Origin of the sequence: Streptomyces sp. NPDC017225, from assembly GCF_044331465.1 — a bacterium.
Classification (GTDB): domain Bacteria; phylum Actinomycetota; class Actinomycetes; order Streptomycetales; family Streptomycetaceae; genus Streptomyces.
This window is the reverse complement of record NZ_JBIRNE010000002.1, coordinates 526,614-548,355: the sequence shown is the minus strand read 5'-3', so window position 1 is coordinate 548,355 and position 21,742 is coordinate 526,614. Positions and strand designations below refer to the sequence as shown.

Sequence of the window (21,742 nt, the reverse complement as noted above, 5' to 3'; positions counted from 1 at the left end):
CTCATGCCCACGAGCCCCGATCCCATCGCCCTCCCCGTCACCGCCGTCACCTGTCTGGAGGACCGGGCACTCGTCGAACGAACCGCGGTGCTCGACCTGGCGGCCGGTACCCAGCGCCTGCGTCTCGGACCGGTCAGTGCCCTGGCCGTCGACCACAGTCTGCAGGCCGAGTTGCCCGGCGGCGGCCCGGCGACCGTGCTCGACGCCCGGATCGTACGCGAGTGGACGCCGCGAGGGCCGGGGCCCGCCGACGACGACTCCGCCCTGCGCCAGCGTGTGCGGGTCCTCGAAGAGGAGCAGCACGCACTGGGACAGCGGCGTGAGCGGCTGGACGTCCGCCTCGACCTTCTCGGTCGCCTCGCCACCGATCTGCTGCGGGAGATCGGCGAAGGCGCGGGCCTCGGGGAGACCGACAGGATCCGGTGGGCCCGCGAACTGGACCGGGTCGACGAGGAACGCGACACCCGTGGCGAGCGGCTGCGGGTGGTGAACGCCCGGCTGACCGCGCTCGCGGCGGAACTGTCCGACGCCCGGAGCGCCTTGGAACAAGCCGAGACGGAACCCGCCGAGCTGGTCGGCCACGTCGAGCTGACCGTCCGCGCGACCGCCGCCGGTCCGGCCGGGCTGCGCGTCACCCATCTCGTCCCGTGCGCCCTGTGGCGGCCCGCCTACCGGGCCCTGCTCGACGCGGACTCGCTCGTCCTGGACACCGACGCGATGGTCTGGCAGCGCACCGGCGAAGACTGGTCCGGCGTCCGGATGACTCTGTCGACGGCCCGCAGCACGCTCGCCACCCAGCCTCCCCGGCTGGGAGAGGACAGGCTGACGCTCCGGGACCGTTCCACGGCGGAGCGCCGCGGCATCCAGGTCGAGCTGCGCGAAGAGGACATCGCCGACCTGGGTCCCGCACCCGTGGACGGCCTGCCGGGAGTCGACGACGGCGGCGAGGTCCGGGTCCTGCGCTGCGGCACCCCGGTCTCGGTGCCGTCCGACGGACGGGCCCACCGTGTGCCGCTGTCCTCCTTCAGCACCACCGCGAGCAGGGAGTACGCCTGTTCACCCGAGCTTTCCCCACTGGTCGGCCAAGTGGTGCGGTTCGACAACCGCTCCGGCCACGCGCTCCTCGCCGGGCCCGTGGACCTCGTCAGCGGCAGTGGCTTCCTCGGCCGCGGCACCCTGGACTTCGCCGCTCCCGGCGCCGTGGTCGCCCTCGCTTTCGGCCATCGCGACGACCACCGGGTCGTGCGAGAGACCGAGGAGACCCGCGACACGGCCGGTCTCACCCAGCGCACCGTTCTCACGCGCACCGTCCGGTTGCACCTCTCGCGTTTCTCGGGGCCCGCTGACCACGAGGAGCACATGGTCGTCGTACGGGAACGCGTCCCCGTCTCGGAGACCTCGGCGGTGGAGGTGAGCCTGCGCCGGAAGGCGTGCTCCCCCGCGCCCGACGACGTCGACGCGGACGGCATCGTCCGCTGGGACGTTCTCCTCCCACCGGGCGGCCGGCGCACGCTCGAACTGGTCTACGAGATCACGACGAACGCCAAGGTCGAGGGAGTGTGACCCGCGCCCGTCGAGAGCGGGCCTCGGTCACTCCTGTGCCGGGGTGAGCACCACGAAGTCCGCGTTCGACGGGTCGAGGCAGACGGCCAGCCGGCCGACGCCCTGGGCGTCCTCCGGCCCCATCTGCACGCTGCCGCCGTTCTCCGTGACCGCGGCGACGGCGGCGTCGCAGTCGGGGACGGCGAAGACCGGATGCCAGTACGGCCGGCCGTTCGCCAGGGCGAGGTCCTGCTCGCTCAGCTGCATGAGGCCGCCGTGCATGCGCTCCTCGGGAAGGCCTGCGGGAGTGATGAGGGAGTACGTGCCCCCGCCGCCCGGCACCTCCATGTCACCGAACCGCCAGCCGAAGACCCCGCCGTAGAACTCCTTGGCCGCCGCGGCGTCGCTCGTGTACAGCTCGGTCCAGGAGAGCGAACCCGGCTGGTCCACCAGCTCGACGCCCTTGCTCCTGCCCGGCTGCCATGCGGCGAACTGGCCCCCCGCCGGGTCGCTGTACTGCGCCATCCGGCCCCAGTCGTCGAGGTCCGTCGGCGCCACCCGCACCGTACCGCCGCCGTGTCGCACGGCCTGGGTCGTGGCGTCCACGTCCGTGACGCAGTAGTAGATCATCCAGGCGGAACGCGCGCCCTCCTCGGTGAGCTTGCCCAGCCCGGCGACGATCTTTCCGTCCTTGCGGAACATGCCGCCTTCCACGCCCTCCCCCATGGGCTCGTAGTCCCAGCCGAGCACGGCACCGTAGAAGGCCGCGGTGCCGGCGACGTCGGGCGTACCGATGTCGATCCAGCAGGGGGAGCCGGGGGCGAAGTCATTGGTGATCACGGCGATTCCCTTTCGCAGTTCCTGTACGGACTCAGCGTGACACCTCGTGCCGGCACCCGCCCGTCGTCCTGGTCCGGCGTGCGCCCCGCGTCCTGCCCGCCTCCTTCACCCGTGCTGCTCCGTGTAGTGCGCGCGCAGCAGGTCGGTGCCCCAGTCGTGGCGGACGTGCCGCCAGACGGAGTGGGCGTGATTGCCGTCGTCCTGGGTGTTGTCGTACTCGATGAGCAGATCGGGGCCCCGGACGCAGTAGTAGTGCCGGTCCCCGGGCGCGCGGCCACCGGCCCAGGCGAAGGAGAGGCAGTCCGGCCCGCGCGCCACGATGTCGGACCAGCACTCCCGTGCGTACGCCCCGGGTGCCCGGTCGAGGTAGCGGCGCACCAGGCGCTCGAGCAGCCGTTGCTGTCCGGACGTCATGCCGGCGTACGACAGGCCGGCCGGCAGCAGGCCGGGATCGGCGAACGGATCGGCGCGGGTCAGGATGTCGTCCGGCGGCGCCGCGGCGAAGACCGCCGCCGCCCGTCGGAGGGGGGCCAGGTCCGTGACCAGTTCCCGGGCCAGATCCTCCTCCGGCCCCAGCAGCCGGCGTCCGGCCTGCGGACCGTCCGTGACGCGCGCCGGCTCCGCACCGACGAAGTGCGGCGTCACCCGGATCGCGGCCGCCGTGATCAGTACGTGTACGGCGAGGTGATGGCCGTTCATCCGCCATCCCCAGGGTCCGTCGCCGTCCGGGTCGCCCAGCAGTCGCACCCAGTAGCGGTCGGGGCCCGCGGCTGCGGCCATGGCCCGGCGGTGGCGCTCCACCTCGATCGCGCCGCGCGCCAGCTCCGCTCCCGGTGCGCTGTGCGCCGCTGCCAGCAGCGCGTCGACGGCCTCGCGCTGCCTGCCGTCGAGGCCCTCGGTGGACAGACCGGGGCGCGGGCCCGGCAGATAGGTCCACTCCCGCAGCTCGGGCGCGTCCAGCCGGGCGGGTCCGGCGCGCAGCTCGCTCACCTGGCCCGGGTCCAGTACGGACAGCAGCGCGTGCACGGCCTCCCGCATCTCCACGGCCGTCGCCTCCGATCGATGGACGTCCACCGTTCCTCCTGCTTCTCGGCGCACGCCATGGCGCATCGGCGGAGCGGTGTCACCCCTTGCGTTCCATGGTGCGTCACCCGGCGGCGACGGAACAGCGGCGGGCCCCGCCACCGCCGCCGGTGGGAGGGCCGGCCGGCGCCGGGCCTCGGCACGCCCGGCTCGATCACGCCGGACCGGTGCCGGTACGAGCCCGCGGTGACGCCCGCCGGATCCGGTCCGACGCCGGTGTTTCCGGTTCCGCCGGTTCCCGCGGTTCCGACGGCTCCGGCAGCCCGGTGAGTCCGGCCCCCGGCGGGGCCTCGCCGGGGGCCGGCTCGGCGCTCTCGTCGAGGAAGCCGCCCGACTGGTGCTGCCACAGCTTGGCGTAGACGCGGCCCGCCTCGAGCAGTTCCTCGTGGGTGCCCTGCTCGACGACGTTCCCCCGGTCCAGGACGACGAGCCGGTCCATGCCGGCGACGGTGCTCAGGCGGTGGGCGACGACGAGGGCCGTACGCCCGTCCATCAGCCGCCACAGGGCGTCCTGGACGAGGATCTCGCTCTCCGAGTCCAGCGCGCTGGTCGCCTCGTCGAGCAGCAGGATCGGGGCGTCGCGAAGGACCGCCCTGGCCAGGGCGACCCGCTGGCGCTGACCGCCCGACAGCTTCACGCCCCGCTCCCCCACCAGGGTGGCGAACCCCTCGGGGAGCTGCTCGGCGAACTCCGTGACGTGCGCGGCCTCGGCCGCCGCGTGGATCTCCTCGTCGGTGGCGTCCGGCCGGGCGAAGGCGATGTTGTCCCGCAGGCTGCGGTGGAACATCGCGGGCTCCTGCGGAACGTAGGCGATCAGTGAGCGCAGGTCGGCCTGGCGCAGCCTGCTGATGTCCTGACCACCGATCAGGACGCGTCCGGCGTCGATGTCCGCCATCCGCAGCAGGAGTCGGGTGAGTGTGGTCTTGCCGCCACCGGACCTGCCGACCAGGCCGATCCGTGCCCCGCCGGGGACGTCCAGGTCGAGGCCCTCGAAGATCGGCTTCGTGCCCGCGTGCGCGAAGGTCACCGCCTCGAAGCGGATGCCGGTGTCCTTCGGCGCGGCCGGTTCGGGCTCGGTCGCGTCCAGCACGGTGGGTGGGCCCAGCAGCAGCTCCGTGAACTGCGCGGCCTCGGTCACCGAGCTCTCCAGACGCCGGTAGATCTGGTTGAACTCGAACATGATCTGGGTCGCGTTGGAGTAGTAGGTGAAAGCGACGATGATCTCCTCCACTCCCTGGCCGGGGCCCCCGAAGGCGATGGCGACCAAGAGGCCCAGCACGTTGGTCAGCACGGACATGGGGGCGATCAGGGTGTCGACGCGCAGATTGCCGTAGTCCCACGACTTCAGCGTCAGGCGCCGGGACTCCGCGACGCGGCGGCGGTGTTCGTCTCCCTCCCTCCGCTCGGCCGCGAACGCGCGGATGGTCTCCATGTTCATGAGGCTGTCGGCGACGTGACCGGAGACCCGGGCGATCGCCGCCTCACGGTCGTTGACGAGCGCCTGACGGCGACGGATGAGAGGTGTGGCGCTCACCACGGTCAGTACGATCATCAGGAGGAGACCCGCGACGAGCAGCGGTTCGTAGTGCCAGAGCACCACGGCGCCGAAGAGCAGCGGTACCAGGCTTCCCACGATCCGGTACGTCACGGTGTCGACGAAGTCCTCGAAGCGCTTGCCGAAGCTCAGCACCCGTTTGGTCAGCGAGCCGGCGAAGTTCCCGTGGAAGAACGCCACGTCCTTGGCGAGGAGTTCGTCCATGCCGCTCACGTAGAGGTGCTCCATGCCGAGGGCTTCCACGCGGTTCAGGCAGTGCTGTCCGATCCGCCACAGGATCTCGGCGAGCAGCAGTACCGCGCCGAAACCCAGCACGTACGGCAGCGCGGAGGAGAGGGTGAGGCCGCTGTCGTCGGCGGCCTGCCCTGCCAGTTTGGCGACCAGCAGGGGAGCGACGTAGCGGATACCGATGTTGCCCACGGCCGGCAGGAGCAGCGCGGGCAGGGCCGGCCGTCGTAGGCGCAGCAGTTCCCGGCCGTAGTGGCGCAGCGCGAGGACGACCGCGCTCCTGCCCGGCGTCGGCCCCTGCGTTGTCGTTGTCGCCATCGCTCTCCCCGGAGGTCGGAAGACGGAAGTTTCCCGTTGGACGACGGCACCGGTCCACGCATTTACCACGGATGGATGAGAATCGGACACGGCTGCCCGTCGGCGCTTGATGTGACTACGGGCGGCGCCTTACGGAACGTCCTGCCGTGCCGGCCGTGTCCGCCGCCGTCAGCCCTTCGGCGCGGGCTCAGGAGAGCAGCGTCCCCGTCATGGCGGGCAGCACCGCCCCGCCGGCCAGCCCCAGGGCTACGGAGGCCGTGCCGGCGGTGTACGCCGTCACCGTCGTCCAGCGGCCCGGCGCGGCGTGGGCGGCGGCGAGCGCGGGGCCACCGGTGGAGAAGAGAGGCGCGAGCCAGCGCAGGTAGTAGAAGAGGGAGGCGACGGTGTTGGCGACGGCGAGGACGGCGAGCCAGGTGGCACCGCCGTCGATCGCCGCGCCGAAGATCTGCAGTTTGCCGAGGAAGACACCGGTGGGCGGAGTGCCGACCAGGCCGAGCAGGCAGACCACGAGGACGGCGGCGAGACCGGGCCGGTGACGGACCAGCCCTCGGTAGTCGTCCAGGCGGCGGGCCTTCGGCAGCGCTGCCACGACCGCGAAGGCGCCGAGGTTGGTGGCCGCGTAGGCGGCCAGGTAGAACAGCAGGCTCTTGAGGGCGAGGTCGCTGCGGCCGGCGACGGCGAGGGCCATCAGCAGGTAACCGACCTGGCTGATGGCGGAGTAGGCGAGCAGGCGCTTGACGGAGGTCTGGGAGAACGCGGCCAGGTTGCCCAGCGTCATGGTGACCGCGGCGAGGACGGCCAGCGCCGGCGGCCAGTTGACGTCGCTGCCGGGCAGGGCCTGGCTGAGCAGGCGGTAGCCGGCGACGAGAGCGCCGATCTTCGGCAGGGTGGTGACGTAGGCGGCGACGGGGGTCGGCGCGCCCTCGGTGACATCCGGGACCCAGAAGTGGGCGGGCACGGCGCCCGCCTTGAACAGCACTCCGGCCAGCACGCCGACGAGGCCGACGGCGACGAGGCCGTACGGTGCGTCCGGCAGGGTCGTGCGCAGGTACCGGTAGAGGGTGGCGCCGCCGGCGCCGTGGAGGAGGGCGGTGCCGGCCAGCATCGTGGTACCGAGCAGGGCGCCCAGCAGGTAGTACTTCAGGGCGGCTTCGGTGCCGCGGGAGTCCTTGGCGAAGGCGGTCAGCGCGTAGGCGGGGATGCTCGCCAGCAGGTAGGCCGCGAACAGCGTCAGCAGGTCGTTCGCGCCGAGCAGGGCGAGGGTGCCCGCGCCGGTCAGGCACAGCAGCACCCAGTACTCCGTCTCGCGCTTGTGTCCCCGTACCGTGTCCGCGGACATGCCGATGACCAGCAGCAGCCCGCCGAGGACGATGAGACGGCCGGCGTCGGTCGCGGTGTCGACGGCGAACGCGTGGGCGAAGACGGTCTGTTCACGGCCGGTGACCATGGTGATGGCGGTGGCCGCGAGGCCGGCCGTGCAGGCGGCGGCCGCCAGGACGGCGACGACCCACTGGCGGCGGCGGGGCAGCCAGGAGCCGGTGAGGAGGCCGGTCACGGCGGCGCCCAGCAGGGCGATCTCGGGGGCGAGGGCGGTGAGGTTCTCGTTCACCGTGCCACCAGCCCGGTCAGGGCGCGGCCGGCCGGTTCGATGACGTCCAGGAGCCAGCGGGGTACGACGCCGATCACCAGGGCGACCGTCAGCAGGGCGACGACGGGCAGCGCCTCGTGGCGGTCCAGGTCCGCGATGCCGCCTGTGGGGACGGTCCGCGGCAGGCGCGGGGCACCGAGGAACATGCGCCGCAGCGCGGTCAGGAACAGGGCGGCGGTGATGAGGATGCCGGTCAGGGCGATGGCGGTGGCGACCGCCTGCGAGGCCAGGGAACCGGTGAAGATCTGGAACTCCGCGATGAAGCCCGAGAAGCCGGGGATGCCCAGACTGGCGAACGCGGCGACGGAGGTGACCGCCGCGAACCGTGGAGCGTGGGCGGCAAGGCCCGAGTAGGCGTCCATCTCATAGGTCCGTCCGCGGTCGTACAGCACGCCGCAGAGCAGGAACAACGCGCCGGTGATCAGTCCGTGGCTGACCATCTGGGTGACCGCGCCGGTCACCGCGAGGGAGCGGGCCTGCGTGTCGGTGCCGGACAGGGTCCCGGCCGCGCCGACCGCCAGCACGACGTACCCCATGTGGCTCACCGACGTGTAGGCGATCATGCGCTTGAAGTCGGTCTGCGCCAGGGCGACCAGGGCTCCGTACACGACGGAGACGGCACCGACGACGACGACGGTCAGGGCGTACCGGCGCCAGCTGCCCGGCAGCAGGGGCATGGCGATGCGCACGAAACCGTACGTGCCCATCTTCAGCAGGACCCCGGCCAGGATCGCCGAGCCGGCGGCGGGCGCGTCGGTGTGGGCGGGCGGCAGCCAGGTGTGGAACGGCACGGTCGGCGTCTTGACCGCCAGGCCGACGCCGATGGCCAGCAGCACCAGACCGGCGTACGGGCCCCGGTCCGCCAGCGGGTCGGCGAGCGTGAGGTCGGTGATGTCGAAGGTGTGCGGGTCGGCGGCCAGGTACAGACCGATGAAGCCGAGCAGCAGCGCGAGTGACCCGAGGAAGGTGTAGAGGAAGAACTTCAGTGCCGCCGCCCGGGCGCGTTCGCCGTGGCCCCAGCCGGCGATGACGAAGAACATGCCGACGATCGACAGGTCGAAGAAGACGAAGAAGAGGATCAGGTCGAGGGCGACGAACAGGCCGATGGCGACGGTCTGCAGGAAGAGGAACAGACACACGTACGAGCGCACCCGGCGCCGTTCCCCCAGTGAGTGGACGGCGACGGCCAGGAAGAGCAGGCAGGTGAGGGCGACCAGCGGCAGGGACAGCCCGTCGACACCCACGTGGTAGCCGACCCCGGCGCCGGGAATCCAGCGCGCCCGCTGCTCGTACCGCATCCCGCCACCGGCGTCGAAGCCCGCCCACAGCCCGATGACCAGGGCGAGCTCCGCGGCGGCGGTGGCGATCCAGATCCCGACGTACGTCCGGTCGGGCAGGGTGCGGGGCAGGAACAGCAGGACCACGCACACCAGGAGCGGCAGGAAGGTGGCGACGCTGAGCACAGGGGTTACCTCACCAACAGGATGATCAGGACGAGGACGGCGAAGCCGACGGCCGCCTGGGCGTAGTACTGGTGCAGCAGTCCGGTCTGCGGCCGGCGCGCCCCGCGGCCCAGGGCCCGGGCGCCCGAGGCGATGGCGCGGACGGCACCGTCGACGCAGCCGTCGTCCAGGCGGCGGGCGAGCCCGGCGGCCGCCAGGCCGCAGGCGGCCACCCGGCGCACCGCGCCGTCCACGACCCGGTCGTCGCAGACGGCCAGCGCCCGTGCCAGGCCGAGCACGGGACGGACCACGACGGCTTGTGCGGCCCGCTCCAGACCCAGCCACTCCCGTACCCATCGTCGGGCGGCGCGCGGTGCGGGTGCCGGGCGGGCGGACCACCGCCACGCCAGGCCGGCGGCGGCGAACGCGATACCGGCGGACAGGCCCAGCTCCCACGGCTTCGGCGACGGCTCGTGCGGGGCACCGGCCAGCCGCTTCAGCCAGGACGCGGGGCCGGGCAGGGCCAGCACTCCCAGCGCGGCCGCCCCGAGGGTGAGGGCGAGGAGGGGAACGGGGGTCGTGCGGGCGGTGCGCCGGGTGCCGCGCCGCTCGGTGTCGTAGCCGGTCTCCGCGTTGGCGGGCAGGGGCCGGGTGACGTACCGGACGGCCTTGAGGCTGTAGACGGCCGCCACGGCGGCCGCCGCCAGGCCCACGGCGTACAGGCCGGTGCTGTCGGCACGGGCGGAGGCGAGGACCTCGTCCTTGGCCGCCCACAGGGACAGCGGTGGCAGGCCCGCGAGTGTCAGCCCGCCGACGACGAAGGCACCGCCGACCAGCCGGTACCGGCGGGCGGCCCCGCGCAGGGCAGGCAGTTGCCTGGTACCCAGCGCCGTCAGCCAGGCCCCGGCGGCGAGGAAGAGCCCCGACTTGGTCGCGGCGTGCGCGACGAGCTGCGTGGTGCCCGCGGCGATACCGCCGGTACCGGCGGCCATGACCATGAAACCGATCTGTGCGGACGTGGAGGCCGCCAGCAGCTGCTTGAGGTCGCTCTGGGCGACGGCGACGACGCCCAGGGCGAGGGCGGTGACCGCGCCGGTCCAGGCGACGAGCGGGCCGGCCCAGCCGGTGGCGGCCAGCAGCGGGTTCAGGCGCAGCAGCAGGTAGGCGCCGGCGGCCACCATCGTCGCCGAGTGCAGCAGCGCCGAGACCGGGCTGGGGCCCTGCATGGCGCGCGACAGCCAGAAGGAGAAAGGCAGTTGCGCCGACTTGCCCAGCGCGGCGGCCACCGCTCCGGCGGCGACCAGGTGCAGCCAGGGCCCGGAGGCGTGCGGCAGGGCGTCCAGGCTCAGTGAGCCGACCCCGCCGGCCAGGGCGGCGCCGGCCGCGAGGTAGAGCCCGAGGTCGGCGGTGCGGGTGGTCAGGAACGCGACGTCGGCCGCCCGCACCCGTTCGGGCTGCCGCCACCAGTGGCCGATGAGCGCCCAACTGGCGGCGCCCATCACCTCCCAGGCCATGAGGAGCAGCGGCAGGGTGGTGGCCGTGACGGTCACCAGCATGGCCGCGGCGAAGACGAGCATCAGCCCGAAGAAGCGGCCGCGGTTGTCGTCCGGGCCGAACTCGCCCGCCGCGAAGACGAGTACCGCGGTGGTGACGGCGGCGACGGTGACCACCAGCACCGCGGACAGGCCGTCCACCGCCAGTTCCGCGCGCATTCCGGCGAACAGCGGAGCGCCGGTCTCCGGCCGGGCCACCGCGGCGGCGACGGCGAGGCCGAGCGTCGCCACCGCCGCCGCCCCGCCGAGGGCCGGCGCCTGCCGGTCGGCGCGGCCGCCCGCCACCGCCAGGGCGGCTCCGGTGCCGAGCGGGAGGGCGACGAGCAGCCAGAGCAGGGCGCTCATCCCTTCAGCTCCTCGGCCATGTCGGTCATGTCGACCTGGCGGGCGCGGTAGATCGCGGTGGTGACGGCGAAGCCCACGGCCATCTCCACCGCCATCGCCACCACCGCCGCCACGACGATCACCTGCCCGCTCGCCGAGGAGGGAGCGAGGAAGCGCCAGAAGCAGGCGGCGGCGACGATGACGCCGCCGATCATCAGCTCGATCCCCATCATGATCATGACGATGGACTGCTGGGACAGCGCGCCGAACAGACCGGTGCAGAAGAGCCCCGCGGCCAGGACCAGGACGAGTTCGAACGTCACCGGCCCACTCCTCCGCCGGTCGGGTCGTCGGCGGGCCGCCGGTCCAGGTCGTCACCGAAACGGTCGTAGCGCCCCCGGTGGGTGGCGAGCACGGTGGCACCGACCATGGTCGCCAGCAAGACGAAGCCCAGCGTCACCATCGTCAGCATCTGACCGCCCATCAGCTCCATGCCCAGCTGCACGGTGGTGTCCTCGGGCCGGGCCGCCGGCGCGCCCTCGGGCCACGGCACCAGGAAGATCGCGGTGACGAGCGCGGCGAACACGGCGCCGCTGACGACCAGCGAGCCGCGTTTGTTGTGCAGCATCGACATCGGCATCAGCCCGGCCGGGTTCATCATGTAAGCGATCATGAACACGGCCATGATCAGCATTTCCATGACCATCATCAGCACGATGACCACGCCGAGGTACGGCAGTCCCAGCACGGCCGCCACGCCGCCCACACACACCAGGGAGACGAGCAGCGCGAAGGTGACCCGGGCCATCGAGTTCAGGGTGAACACCAGGACGCCGCCGCTCAGGGCGAGCACGCCGAGCACCACCAGCAGAACGGTGTCCGTCGTGCCCAGGGCCGTCCGCATGACGCGATCACTCCTCTCGGTCATCGGTCATCGGTATCGGTCATCGGTTCAGCACCACCACGGCCGGTACCAGCGCCTGCACGATCGTCAGCGGGACGAGCACGACCCACGCCAGCTCCACGTACCGGTCGGCCCGCAAGGCCGGCAACCGCCGCACGGCCACCACCAGTACGGCCAGTACCAGCAGCGTCTTCACCAGCGACCAGGCCCACGCGGGCAGCCACGGCCCGGCGCCGCCGCCGAGGAACAGCGGCACGGCCATCGCGGCGCCCGCCGCCAGCCACAGCCACCGCCCGGCCCGCAGCAGCAGCCGGTCCGGACCGGAGGTCTCGCTCAGCACGCCGCCCGCGATGTCGCGGCCCGCCGGGTAGGCGAAAGGTCCCAGGAAGCTGAAGGCGAGGACTCCGGCCAGGTAGACGACGAAGGCGGCCGGCATCCACACCGCGTACCACAGGCCGTGCTGGGCGGCGGCGATGTCCCCGATCCGCAGCGACTGGGCGCCGGTGGCGGTGGAGATCAGCGCGAACATCAGCGGCAGCTCGTAGGCCATGCCCTGGGCGAGGAACCGGTAGCCGCCGACCAGGGACAGCGCCGCGTTCGGGCCCCATCCGGCCAGCCACAGCCCCGCCCAGGTCAGCACCTCCATGGCGTTGAACCACACCAGTCCGACCGAGGGGTCGGCGACCGCCACGTTCCCGAACGGGATCACCAGCGTGGACAGCACCGCGGACACCGGCACGACGACGACGCCCGTCCGCCACAGCATCCGGTCGGCGGCGGGCAGCCGCCGCGGCTGCGCGAGCAGCTCCCTGGGCACGCCGAGCAGCGGCCGTACCGCGGCGGACGGGGTGACCGGACGTCCGGCGTCCCGCGTCTCCAGCACCGCGTGGCCGGCCACGGCCAGCACCGCCAGGACGAGCAGGAGGGCGGGAGCCGCGAGTACGGTCCACCACGCGCCGGCCTCAAGCACCTGCCGTCACCTCCGCCCCGTTTGCCGCGAGTTCGTCGGGGTCCGGATCGAGGCCGGCCACGACGAGACGGGCCGCCGCCAGTTCGGTACCGGCCAGCATCCGGGGCAGCAGCGCGACCAGCGCGGCCGACGGAGGAGGACGGCCGGTCTTCCACCGACCGCGTGGGCTCTCCTCCGCCGTGGGGTCGAGGAGCGCCGGTTCGTCCAGCCGCCGGACGTCGAGTCGGAGATCGGTGAGCCACTGCCGGTAGCGGTCGGTGACGTCGCCGCCGGCCCGGGCCGCCGGGCCGCCGACCCCTCGCTCCCGCGCCTCCTCGGTGCTCAGCTCGCCGATCCCGCGGGTCAGCCAGGCCAGTGTCCGCGACCGGCCCACCCGGTGCGCGAAGCGCTCCAGCCGGGGCGCGTACGCCGCCGGTGAGGCTTCGGCGAGCAGGTCGTCACGCAGCCGCCGGGCCACCACCGCCTCGGCGGGCCAGCCCGCCACCGCGAGCAGCCGGCCCAGGCTGTCCAGGTGCGCGGCCGACCTCCGCCGCACCGCCTCCCCCACCGTCACCGGCTCGCCCGCCTCCGCGCGCAGCCACGGCCGCGCCCAGAACGGCGTGGGCGTGCCGCCGACGGGGCCGGGGCCGTACGCCATGACCTCTGCGGGTTCCGCCCGCTGGACGACGTCGCCCTGCAGCACCAGACGGACCGTCAGCCCGGGCGGCCAGTCGACGAGAAACGGTCCCAGTGGCACGTGCAGCCGGTCCAGGGTGAGGCCGTCACGGTCCTCACCCCGCTCGGCCATGGGCAGCCCGCCCCGCATCTCCGTTCCGTCGTGGCCGCCGTGGGAGTCGTGGCCGCCGTGGGCGCGGTGTGCGTCGTGGCCGCCGTGGCCGCCGTGGGAGTCGTGGGCGTCGCGCCGGTCGACGGGCTCGTGGTGCCCGGCCTGTTCCAGGTGTCCGGCGTCCTCGCCCACGGGCGAACGCAGCCTGGTACGGCCGTCGTTCAACGCCGGCCCGACGTCGTTCACGGTGGGCGCGTGCACGCGGGCGCGGGGCGCCGGCATGTCCCGCCAGAGCCGGTCGAGGGGTGGCCGTGAGTCCGGGCGGCCGGGTCCGGCGACGACGAGGAGATCGGCCTCGGCGGGTGTCGCGGCCATGGGCCAGTCCCGCAGCCGCAGCTGCCGTTCGGTGGCCAGCCGCACCGGCGTCCCGCCCGGCAGGGTGGCCAGCAGCACGCGTGGCCGCGCGGCCACGGCGCGCAGGGCCCGGCGGGTCACGTCCATCGCAGCGCGCCCTCCCGCCAGGCGTGGACGACACCGGCGAGGAGGACCGCGAGGAAGACGAACATCTCGATCACCGCGCCGGCCCCCATGGCGGAGACGACGCGGGTCCACGGATACATGAAGACCATCTCCATGTCGAAGGCCAGGAACAGCATCGTCACGGTGTACCAGCGCACGTGGAATCGGCTCACCGCGTGCTCCGTCGGCTCCCACCCGCATCCGAACGGCGCGGCCACCGCCGGTTCCGACGCCAGGCGCGTCGCCCGTGCGGCGCCGTACACACCGAGCACCGCCAGCACCGCCACACCGAGCAGGGAGAGCGCCGCCGTGGTTCCGCTCATCCGCTCCCCACACCCTTCCTCAGCCGTCGGACCGTCGCCGTACCCCGCGGGCGGGACGCGTCATCGCCGGTGGGTCCGGCGCGCAGGCGTGATCAGCATCGCGCAGCGAACCCCAGGAGGGGCGCGGCGTGCCCGTGCTCGCCGCACGACTGGTCCCTACGGGTGAGCCGGGCCGGCGCACCGAGGGCCGGCGCGCCGTTGCCGTGTCCGCCGGCTGCCGGGACCGGCGTGCCGGGTGGAGGCCTGCCGCAGCCGCCGGAGCCACCCGAACGCGCTGCCGGCAGGCCGGCCGGTTCCGGGTGCCTCGCCGCGTGCCGCCGGCGACCCGTAGCAGCCGCGTCACGAGTCCGGTCCGGGTGCGGGCTGTCCTGTCCGCTATTCCTGGTACTGCGTCAGGTCGATGCCGAAGACCGCGAGGTCGTGGCCGTGGACCGGGTGCTGTGCGGTGCCTTCCGCCCGCATGCCGAGCTTGTCGAGTACGTTCACGGAGGCGCCGTCGTTCGTCCGGCATACGGCGACCACGCGATCGAGGCCACGGTCCTGGAGGGCGAACTCCAGGGTGGCGTGCGCCGCTTCGGACGCGTAGCCCTGCCCCCAGAAGACCCGTCCGAGCCGCCAGCCGATCGCCACCTGACCGGCGACCTGGGCCGGGGCGTCGGCGACGGACAGGCCGACAGCGCCCGCGAGCTCGCCGGAGCCCAGGAACTCGACCGCGAACATCCCGAACCCTTCCTCGTCCCACTCCTCCTCCCACGCCTCGATGTCCTCGGCGGTCTGCTCCAGGGAACGCGGCCTGCCGTCGCCGATGCCTTGCATCACCACCGGGTCGGCATGGATCTCGGACAGGGGGACGAGGTCGTCGTCCAGCCATCGACGCAGGACAAGACGGGGGGTACGGATCTCGATCATGGTGTCATCCTGCCGACGCGGCGACGGGAACGCGAACCGCGGCCGACTGGTCGAGCTCGAGGGAACCGCCGTCGCGTGACACGTGCCCGTCGGCCCTGCCACGCGTGCCGGTCGAACCGGCACGCGTGGCAGGGGGACGTAGCACGCCGGTGGGCCGTCGCGGCCGACCGGGAGGGCGACGCGGGCGGGGTCGAGGCCGTCGCCGCCGTACTCACGCCGCACCACGAGGTGGTGCCGCCACGGTCGGCTGCGCGGAGCTCGACAACGCGATCGACCTGGACGTCGTACGCGCCGGACCGCGTGCCCTCCCGGCCGCCGGCGACCTCGTGCTGAGCGACTCCTTCGGCTTCGGCGGCCACGACGCGGTGCCGGTCCCGCGCCGGGTGGGGCCGGGCTCTACCGGAGCGCCTCGCCGGCTCCAGGCCCGGGAGGGAGGCGGATGCCGCCTTCGGGCACCCACGTCCAGGCGTCACCGCCGAGTCCGTCGAACGGATCGCCGTCGCTGTCCGGCCAGCCGAGCGCACCGTCGGCGTGCACGGCGGGCCGGTAGCCGAAGGCCGTGCCGCCGCGGTGGAGCGCCGCCTCGACCTGCTCCACGTAGTCGACGAGGGTGCCCAGCTCGAAGTCCACCTCCCCCTCGTCCCCCCATGCCCCGATCTGACCGTCCCGGGGATCGACGAAGAAGCCGGACATGGAGGAGTCGAGGGTGTCGGCGGCGAAGGGGACGAGCCGGTTGTACTCCTCTTCGATGCCCTGATGCACCGGATGCTGGGCCGTCACCTCGTCGAGGGGGAACCAGGCGAAGCCGGTGTGGATGCCGGGGCCGGGCAGGAAGAGAGCGGCGGCCCACTGCGCCTCCCAGGCGCGGGAGGCGTCGTCGGCCGGTGCGGGCAGCGGTCCCCCGGCGTGCGGGTGGTTCCCGAACTGGTCCTGGTCGTACCCCCGGCTGCCGTCGTGCAACAGGTGGAGCGCCCTGAGAGCCGGGGGGAGGGGGAAGCCCATCGTGGCCTCCCAGCGCTCGATCCGGCCCGGGGTGGCGGGCGGGTTGAGCATGGCGTGCGAAGCGGGAGCGTGGCGTTCCATCCACGTCTCGATCCGCTTCCACGCCCGCTGTACGCGTATGGAATCGTCGCTGCCGGTCACCGCGCGAAGGGTACCGATCAGGGTGCCGATCGGGGTGTGTGGCCCAGGTCTGCGTGGACCAGGTGGTGGTCCGAGTACGGGCTGGGGCGCACGCGGTGTTCGAGGGGGACCATGCCACGCAGGAAGACGTAGTCGAACTTGCTGTGCCAGTCGGTGGTCAGCTTGCAGGTACCGGCGGAGGGGGGACGGCACTGGGGGTCCGCGTCGTCGGCCAGTGCCCACATCCGGGCGAGTTCGGGAGCGTCGGGCACGGCGTTGAAGTCGCCGAGGACGATCGCGCGGTCGTGCCGGGCGACGGCCGCGGCGAGCACGTCGGTCTGGCCCGCTCGGACCGCCTCCTGACGTCGATGGGCGAGGTGTGTGTTGAAGACCCGGACGGGCTCGCCGCCCACCGTGGTGGTGACTGCCATGTACCCGCGGTCCTCGGACCCGCCGTCGGGATACTCCACGTTGACGTGGTCCGTCATCGGCGCCGCCGAGAGGACCGCCTGGCCGAAGGCCCCCGGATTCCACGGCGTTCCCCCGCACCGGCTCCGGTTGCTGAGAACCATGCCGTACTCGACGTGGTAGACAAGCCCGTAAAGGCTCTCCAGATAGGCCCGGATCCGCTCGACGTCACGCACGCACGCTTCCTGCATGCCGACGATCTGGGGAGCGTACGCGGCGATCTCCGCCGCCCGTTCGACGTCGCTCTCCTCGCACGGGTTGCAGATGTTCCACGTCATGACCCGGTTCGGTACGACCTCCCTGGGAGCGTCGGGGGGCAGCGGTCTGACGGCGAGGGAATCGCCTGGTGCGCTGGGACCGATCACCAGCAGGCATGCCGCGGTGATGGCACCCGCGAGCAACCGCGCGCCCCTTGCGAGCACCATGGCCTCCCCAAGATCCGTACACATGGCACCTGACGTCCTGAGGCACAAGGTTATGGGACGCGGGTGGCGTCGAACGCCCGGAGGTGCCCGAAGCCCGCTCTCCCTCGGGCACCGTCGTCCCGCACGGCCGGCCGGTCGCCCGCTGACCGGACCTGGCGCTCCACCCGCGCGGTCGTGGGTCCGGGCAGGCTCGCCACGCGGGCGGAGGCCGTCGTCGCCCGCTACCGGACGCTCACGCCGGTGCCCCCCGTCGGGACCGAGGTGGTGTCGCCGTCGGTCCAGAGGTAGGTGACGGTCACCCAGCCGTTGTCGTCGAGGCCGACGTTGTGGAAGGTGCCGTCGGCCAGGTCGATGCCGGCCGGGTTGGCGACCTGTCGGCCGAACTCGTCGCGTCCGCCGTTGTAGCCGTTCTCGTACGCCGCCTGCGCCTCGGGAAGACCCCGCGGCAGATCCTTCCACTGCTCGCGCTGCGCGGAGGGGTTCCAGTGGTCGTCGTGCGTGTTCCACGGGCCGACGTCCCACACCGGTGCGGTCTCGCAGCGGACCGGCCCGCACACCTGCACCGCATACTGACCGCTGTCCCTGGGCGACAGGGCCCGTCGTGAGGGGAGCGCCACGAAGTGGTCGTCCTCGCGGATGACGTGGCCGTTGGCGGTGGTGTGTCCGACCAGGCCCACGCGGGTGGCGTAGACCCGGGCGGAGAAGGGCGAGGCCGCCTTCGGCGCGGGTTCGGCGGGGGCGCTGCCCATGTCGTCCGCCGTCAGTGTCAGCGCCCTCACCGCGGCCGTGGCCCCGCCCTCGGTGTTCCACAGGGTGAGCCGGGCCTGGACGTCGACGACGTGGCGCGGCAGTTCCGCCGGGGTGCCGGTCGCCGCCCGTCGCCACTCGGTCCAGGTTCCGTCGGCGGCCCGTCCGCGTACGTCGACCTCGACGCTCGCCGCCGCGGGCACCGTCGCGTCGAGGCCCACGGTGACCCGGTCTACCGGCCGGTCGAGGTGGTGTGTCTCCAGCACGGCGGAGGCGTAGCCGCGGTCGCGGTCCAGGGAGGCGGGGTTGACGGAACCGTCCCGCACCCGCAGGGTTCCCGCCGCGTACCGGACGTTGACGTCGTCGGCGCCGGTCCGGGACAGGTCCGGGCGCCAGGACGCCGAGGGGGGCGACGGCGCGTCGCCGGCGGCCGGCACCGGAGCCGCGGCCAGTGCCGTACCGGCGAGGGTGAGCAGGCACGCCGTGGCGCTCAGCGTGTGCGTGGAGCGCGGTCCGCGGCGCGGGGCGGCGCCGCGGCGCCGGGTGGGGCGGACGGGACGGGTCAGCATGGGGCACTCCTGGGAGCCAGTCGTCGTTGACGCCCATGAAGAGGTCGGAGACACAGCCACCGTGGTCGGGCAGGCACGACCGGGCGTCATTGCTGTAACCGTCGTACTCGACGAGGCCGCCGTGGGCCTGGCAGGCCACGCGGACGGACGTCGGTCCGGGCGGGGTCGCCACCCGGGCGGAGTCCGTCGACGGCAGCTGACGGGTACTCACGTCCGTGGCCCCGGTCGGCAAGGGTGTGCCCGTGGTGCCGTCGTCGCGGTGGGCCGGAGCGGCTTCGTCAGTGACCTCTGCGTCGGCCGTCTCCCCCCGGCGCGGTCGCCCGGCGCCCCTCCCCCGACCTCGCGCGCCGGCCGCTCCACGGCCCGGTCGCCCGGTGTCCTCTCCGCTGCCCTCGCGCGCCGGCCGCCGGGCCGGTGAGAGCGCCCGGGGCGGGCTGTTCCGTACCCTGGCGGCATGCGCATGCGCCCCACTCTGAGCTGGACCCCTGACGAGGACCCGCCCCCGGGCAGCACGGATCCGGAGCCGGTCGCCGATGCGCTGAGCGCCGGTGGTGTGCTGGTGCTCAGCGGGGCCGGCATCTCCACGGAGTCGGGCATCCCCGACTACCGGGGCGAGGGCGGCAGCCTGAGCCGGCACACCCCGATGACCTACCAGGACTTCACCGGCAGTGCCCAGGCACGACGCCGGTACTGGGCGCGCAGCCATCTCGGCTGGCGTGTCTTCGGCCGCGCCCGTCCCAACGCCGGGCACCGGGCCGTGGCCGCGTTCGGACGGCACGGCCTGCTCTCGGGCGTGATCACCCAGAACGTCGACGGCCTGCACCAGGCCGCCGGCAGCGAGGGCGTCGTGGAACTCCACGGAAGTCTGGACCGCGTCGTCTGCCTTTCCTGCGGTGTCCTCGGTCCGCGCCGTGACCTCGCCCGGCGACTGGAGGAGGCCAACGCGGGCTTCGAGCCGGTGGCCGCCGGAATCAACCCGGACGGTGACGCCGACCTCACCGACGAGCAGGTCGGGGACTTCCGCGTGGTGCCCTGCGCCCGCTGCGGCGGCATCCTCAAACCGGACGTGGTGTTCTTCGGCGAGACCGTGCCGCCCCGGCGGGTCGAGCACTGCCGCACGCTGGTCCGTGCGGCGGACTCCCTGCTGGTCCTGGGGTCGTCACTGACGGTGATGTCCGGGCTGCGGTTCGTCCGCCAGGCGGCCCAGGACGGGAAGCCGGTGCTGATCGTCAACCGGGACCCGACCCGGGGCGACCGGTACGCCCGCACCCGGGTCGCGCTCCCGCTGGGAACAGCACTCACCACCGTGGCCGCACGGCTGGACATCCCCGTCGACGGCCCGGGGCCACTGCCCCCCCGAGGCTGACCGGCCGGGCCGACGGTGCCTCTCGGTCATGCCCCGGGAGGTGCTCCGGGCCGGTCCGGCGGACCGGGCCGCGGAAAGGCCGCAGCATCTCACCGGCCGTCTCCACCGGACGTGCCCGTGTCGCCCGGGCCACCGGCGTTCAGATGCTGCAGCGCCTCGACCAGTTCGTGGCAGGCCCGTTCCACCGACCGTCTGGTGTTGAGCTGTTCGCTGATCACGGCGGACAGCAGGAGCGCGGTCAGCCCCAGGGTCCCGTTGAACGCCTGGAGCTTCATCATGGTCTCGACGTCGGTCAGCCGCCCGAAGGAGCCGGCCTCGTCCCTGGCGGCGACGGTGGCCACCACGGAGGCGAACAGGGCGCACGGCATGCCGCCGGCCAGTTGGAAGCGCAGCGCGGCCCAGATCAGGATCGGGAACACCAGGAACAGAACGCTGACCGAGCTGTACGTGACCAGCGGTACGAGCACGCACACGACGAGGGTGAGCATCGCGGCCTCACCCCATCGGCCGGACGGGGGCGGCAGGCGGGCCCGGTACAGCAGAAGCAGCAGCGGGGTGACGATGACGACGCCCATGGCGTCACCCACCCACCACGCCAGCCAGACGAGCCAGACGTCGTCGGTGGCGAGTTTGTCCGTGAGGACGAGTATGCCGACGCCCGCCCCGGAACTGATCAGCATGGCGGTCAGCGCCCCCAGGAACACCAGCGCGAGGCCGTCGCGCAGCCGGCTCAGGCTCACGCGGAATCCCACCGCGCGCAACAGCAGGAAGGCACACAGGGGTGCGGCGGTGTTGCCGATCACGACTCCGACGGCCGAGAGCCCCGGCACGGTCAGGGACGCGACCACCAGCAGGGCTCCTACCGCGATGCCCGGCAGGCACCGTGCTCCGAACAGCAGCAGGCAGGCGAGCGCGACGCCGGTGGGCGGCCAGATGGGGGTGACCACCGCTCCGTCCGCGACCAGTTGCTGCGACAGCCCCAGCCGCCCCGCCGCGTAGTAGCAGGCGGCGACGAGCAGCGTCTCGCAGACCAGGACGACCGGTCGCGGCCAAGCACGGATACCCACCACAGCAGCCATCAGACACCGACGCCACCGTGTCGGCGAGGCGAGTCGTGCCCGGTGCCTCCCTACGGCGTAACAGCGCGCCCGTCATGACCGACGACCAGCACCGCCGCGTCGTCCTCGTGTCCCACCAGCTCGGCGTTCTTGAGCACGGCGGCCGCGAGTGAGTGCGCCTCCATCCCCGCCACGGCGGCGATGCCCGCCAGCCGTACGACCCTTTCGAGCCCCTCGTCGACACTGAGGGAGGGGCCTTCCACCACACCGTCCGTGAGCAGGACGAAGACTCCGCCGGTGGCGAGCTGGTACCGGGTCACCGGGAAGTCGGTTCCCTTCAGGACGCCCAGCGGCGGTCCCCCCTCGTCCTCGGAGACCTCCGCCTTGCCGTCCGCCGTGGCCCACACGCAGGGGATGTGCCCGGCCCGCGCGCTCTCCAGAACGCCGGTGGCCGGGTCGAAGCGCATGAAGGTGCACGTGGCGAAGAGGTCCTTGTTCAGGGAGAGGAGAAGATCGTTCGTACAGGCGAGCAGGTCACCGGGCTCACTCGTCACGGAGGCGAGCGCCCGCAGACCCACGCGTATCTGCCCCATGAAGGCCGCCGCGTCGATGGCGTGGCCCTGGACGTCTCCGACGGAGAGGCCGATACGGCCGTCGGGGAGTACGAAGGCGTCGTACCAGTCGCCGCCCACGTTGAGGCCGGAGTAGGCGGGTGAGTAGCAGGCCGCCAGGTGGAAGCCGGGGACCACGGGCAGGTCCGCGGGAAGCATGTCGCGCTGCAGGGCTACGGCGAGCTCCACCTGGGAGCGCCGGAGCTCGGCGAGTTCCCGCGCCTGGGTCGTCAGCGAAGCCAGCCTGGCCAGCAGCTCTTCGCCGTCAGGTGCGGGACGCTTGCGGAACATCGACCACTCCCGGGCCGGACGGCCTCTGGACGGGCTTCACCGTGCGGTTCGCCACAGCCCTGGCGGGCAGCGGGCACTGCCAGTGTCTCACTCAACCCGAACGGGGGCATGACGTCGCGAACCACGCGGAAGGAACGGGAGGAACAGGACTACTCGCCCCG

At 73.1% G+C, this 21,742-nt stretch carries 19 protein-coding genes; 2 read left to right on the top strand and 17 right to left on the bottom strand.

Features of this window, described 5'->3' with window-relative positions; translation table 11 throughout:
• Positions 1-3: 3 nt before the first annotated feature.
• A complete protein-coding gene (locus ACH4NX_RS06220; RefSeq protein ID WP_398126863.1) occupies positions 4-1,563 on the top strand; it encodes a mucoidy inhibitor MuiA family protein in 1,560 nt (519 codons plus the stop codon).
• A 27-nt stretch (positions 1,564-1,590) separates the two neighbouring features.
• Here the strand turns inward: ACH4NX_RS06220 and ACH4NX_RS06215 are convergent, their stop codons facing one another.
• The 15 genes from ACH4NX_RS06215 to ACH4NX_RS06145 form a co-directional block, all read right to left on the bottom strand.
• Positions 1,591-2,382, bottom strand: coding sequence for a VOC family protein (locus tag ACH4NX_RS06215; RefSeq protein WP_351390947.1), 792 nt, complete (start codon positions 2,380-2,382; stop codon positions 1,591-1,593).
• Between the two features lie 105 nt (positions 2,383-2,487).
• Positions 2,488-3,456, bottom strand: coding sequence for a DUF3500 domain-containing protein (locus ACH4NX_RS06210; RefSeq protein ID WP_398126864.1), 969 nt, complete (start codon positions 3,454-3,456; stop codon positions 2,488-2,490).
• Between the two features lie 163 nt (positions 3,457-3,619).
• Positions 3,620-5,566, bottom strand: a complete 1,947-nt coding sequence (locus tag ACH4NX_RS06205) for an ATP-binding cassette domain-containing protein (protein WP_398126865.1) — start codon at positions 5,564-5,566, stop codon at positions 3,620-3,622.
• Between the two features lie 187 nt (positions 5,567-5,753).
• Complete coding sequence (locus ACH4NX_RS06200; RefSeq protein WP_351390955.1) at positions 5,754-7,175, bottom strand: NADH-quinone oxidoreductase subunit N; 1,422 nt, start codon at positions 7,173-7,175, stop codon at positions 5,754-5,756.
• On the bottom strand, positions 7,172-8,677 hold the full coding sequence (locus ACH4NX_RS06195) for an NADH-quinone oxidoreductase subunit M (RefSeq protein ID WP_351390958.1): 1,506 nt from the start codon (positions 8,675-8,677) through the stop codon (positions 7,172-7,174). Before ACH4NX_RS06195 ends, ACH4NX_RS06200 begins: the two co-directional genes overlap by 4 nt.
• A gap of 5 nt (positions 8,678-8,682) precedes the next feature.
• Positions 8,683-10,554, bottom strand: coding sequence for a proton-conducting transporter membrane subunit (locus ACH4NX_RS06190; RefSeq protein WP_398126866.1), 1,872 nt, complete (start codon positions 10,552-10,554; stop codon positions 8,683-8,685).
• A complete protein-coding gene (locus ACH4NX_RS06185) occupies positions 10,551-10,856 on the bottom strand; it encodes an NADH-quinone oxidoreductase subunit K (protein ID WP_351390964.1) in 306 nt (101 codons plus the stop codon). Before ACH4NX_RS06185 ends, ACH4NX_RS06190 begins: the two co-directional genes overlap by 4 nt.
• Positions 10,853-11,437 (bottom strand): NADH-quinone oxidoreductase subunit J, encoded by a 585-nt coding sequence (locus tag ACH4NX_RS06180; protein WP_351390967.1) that lies wholly within the window; start codon positions 11,435-11,437, stop codon positions 10,853-10,855. The genes ACH4NX_RS06185 and ACH4NX_RS06180 overlap by 4 nt, the downstream gene beginning before the upstream one ends.
• A 40-nt stretch (positions 11,438-11,477) precedes the next feature.
• On the bottom strand, positions 11,478-12,407 hold the full coding sequence (locus ACH4NX_RS06175) for an NADH-quinone oxidoreductase subunit H (RefSeq protein ID WP_351390970.1): 930 nt from the start codon (positions 12,405-12,407) through the stop codon (positions 11,478-11,480).
• Entirely contained in the window at positions 12,400-13,674 is a 1,275-nt protein-coding gene (locus tag ACH4NX_RS06170) for a hypothetical protein (protein WP_398126867.1), read from the bottom strand. The genes ACH4NX_RS06175 and ACH4NX_RS06170 overlap by 8 nt, the downstream gene beginning before the upstream one ends.
• The gene (locus tag ACH4NX_RS06165) at positions 13,665-14,015 is read right to left on the bottom strand and encodes an NADH-quinone oxidoreductase subunit A (RefSeq protein WP_351390976.1); all 351 of its coding nucleotides are present in this window, start codon (positions 14,013-14,015) and stop codon (positions 13,665-13,667) included. The genes ACH4NX_RS06170 and ACH4NX_RS06165 overlap by 10 nt, the downstream gene beginning before the upstream one ends.
• A gap of 375 nt (positions 14,016-14,390) precedes the next feature.
• Positions 14,391-14,924 carry a GNAT family N-acetyltransferase gene (locus ACH4NX_RS06160; protein WP_351390979.1) on the bottom strand — a complete coding sequence of 178 codons (534 nt, stop codon included), beginning with the start codon at positions 14,922-14,924 and terminating at the stop codon, positions 14,391-14,393.
• Positions 14,925-15,320: 396 nt separating this feature from the next.
• Positions 15,321-16,067, bottom strand: a complete 747-nt coding sequence (locus tag ACH4NX_RS06155) for an SMI1/KNR4 family protein (RefSeq protein ID WP_351390982.1) — start codon at positions 16,065-16,067, stop codon at positions 15,321-15,323.
• Positions 16,068-16,084: 17 nt separating this feature from the next.
• On the bottom strand, positions 16,085-16,939 hold the full coding sequence (locus ACH4NX_RS06150; protein WP_398126868.1) for an endonuclease/exonuclease/phosphatase family protein: 855 nt from the start codon (positions 16,937-16,939) through the stop codon (positions 16,085-16,087).
• 221 nt (positions 16,940-17,160) lie between these two features.
• The gene (locus tag ACH4NX_RS06145) at positions 17,161-18,255 is read right to left on the bottom strand and encodes a hypothetical protein (protein ID WP_351390987.1); all 1,095 of its coding nucleotides are present in this window, start codon (positions 18,253-18,255) and stop codon (positions 17,161-17,163) included.
• A 454-nt stretch (positions 18,256-18,709) separates the two neighbouring features.
• On the opposite strand from ACH4NX_RS06145, the gene ACH4NX_RS06140 reads away from it, so the two are divergent.
• Positions 18,710-19,621, top strand: coding sequence for an NAD-dependent protein deacetylase (locus ACH4NX_RS06140; protein WP_398126869.1), 912 nt, complete (start codon positions 18,710-18,712; stop codon positions 19,619-19,621).
• 89 nt (positions 19,622-19,710) lie between these two features.
• Here the strand turns inward: ACH4NX_RS06140 and ACH4NX_RS06135 are convergent, their stop codons facing one another.
• The gene (locus ACH4NX_RS06135; protein ID WP_351390992.1) at positions 19,711-20,700 is read right to left on the bottom strand and encodes an MASE1 domain-containing protein; all 990 of its coding nucleotides are present in this window, start codon (positions 20,698-20,700) and stop codon (positions 19,711-19,713) included.
• Between the two features lie 50 nt (positions 20,701-20,750).
• Positions 20,751-21,581, bottom strand: coding sequence for a PP2C family protein-serine/threonine phosphatase (locus tag ACH4NX_RS06130; RefSeq protein ID WP_351390995.1), 831 nt, complete (start codon positions 21,579-21,581; stop codon positions 20,751-20,753).
• Positions 21,582-21,742 lie beyond the last annotated feature (161 nt).

Bases quoted from the DNA above. Each gene is read 5' to 3' on its own strand.
- ACH4NX_RS06220 (WP_398126863.1), top strand. From the start codon at position 4: ATGCCCACGAGCCCCGATCCCATCGCCCTCCCCGTCACCGCCGTCACC.
- ACH4NX_RS06205 (WP_398126865.1), bottom strand. From the start codon at position 5,566: ATGGCGACAACGACAACGCAGGGGCCGACGCCGGGCAGGAGCGCGGTC.
- ACH4NX_RS06190 (WP_398126866.1), bottom strand. From the start codon at position 10,554: ATGAGCGCCCTGCTCTGGCTGCTCGTCGCCCTCCCGCTCGGCACCGGA.
- ACH4NX_RS06180 (WP_351390967.1), bottom strand. From the start codon at position 11,437: ATGCGGACGGCCCTGGGCACGACGGACACCGTTCTGCTGGTGGTGCTC.
- ACH4NX_RS06170 (WP_398126867.1), bottom strand. From the start codon at position 13,674: ATGGACGTGACCCGCCGGGCCCTGCGCGCCGTGGCCGCGCGGCCACGC.
- ACH4NX_RS06165 (WP_351390976.1), bottom strand. From the start codon at position 14,015: ATGAGCGGAACCACGGCGGCGCTCTCCCTGCTCGGTGTGGCGGTGCTG.
- ACH4NX_RS06160 (WP_351390979.1), bottom strand. From the start codon at position 14,924: ATGATCGAGATCCGTACCCCCCGTCTTGTCCTGCGTCGATGGCTGGAC.
- ACH4NX_RS06150 (WP_398126868.1), bottom strand. From the start codon at position 16,939: ATGGTGCTCGCAAGGGGCGCGCGGTTGCTCGCGGGTGCCATCACCGCG.
- ACH4NX_RS06145 (WP_351390987.1), bottom strand. From the start codon at position 18,255: ATGCTGACCCGTCCCGTCCGCCCCACCCGGCGCCGCGGCGCCGCCCCG.
- ACH4NX_RS06140 (WP_398126869.1), top strand. From the start codon at position 18,710: ATGCGCATGCGCCCCACTCTGAGCTGGACCCCTGACGAGGACCCGCCC.
- ACH4NX_RS06135 (WP_351390992.1), bottom strand. From the start codon at position 20,700: ATGGCTGCTGTGGTGGGTATCCGTGCTTGGCCGCGACCGGTCGTCCTG.
- ACH4NX_RS06130 (WP_351390995.1), bottom strand. From the start codon at position 21,581: ATGTTCCGCAAGCGTCCCGCACCTGACGGCGAAGAGCTGCTGGCCAGG.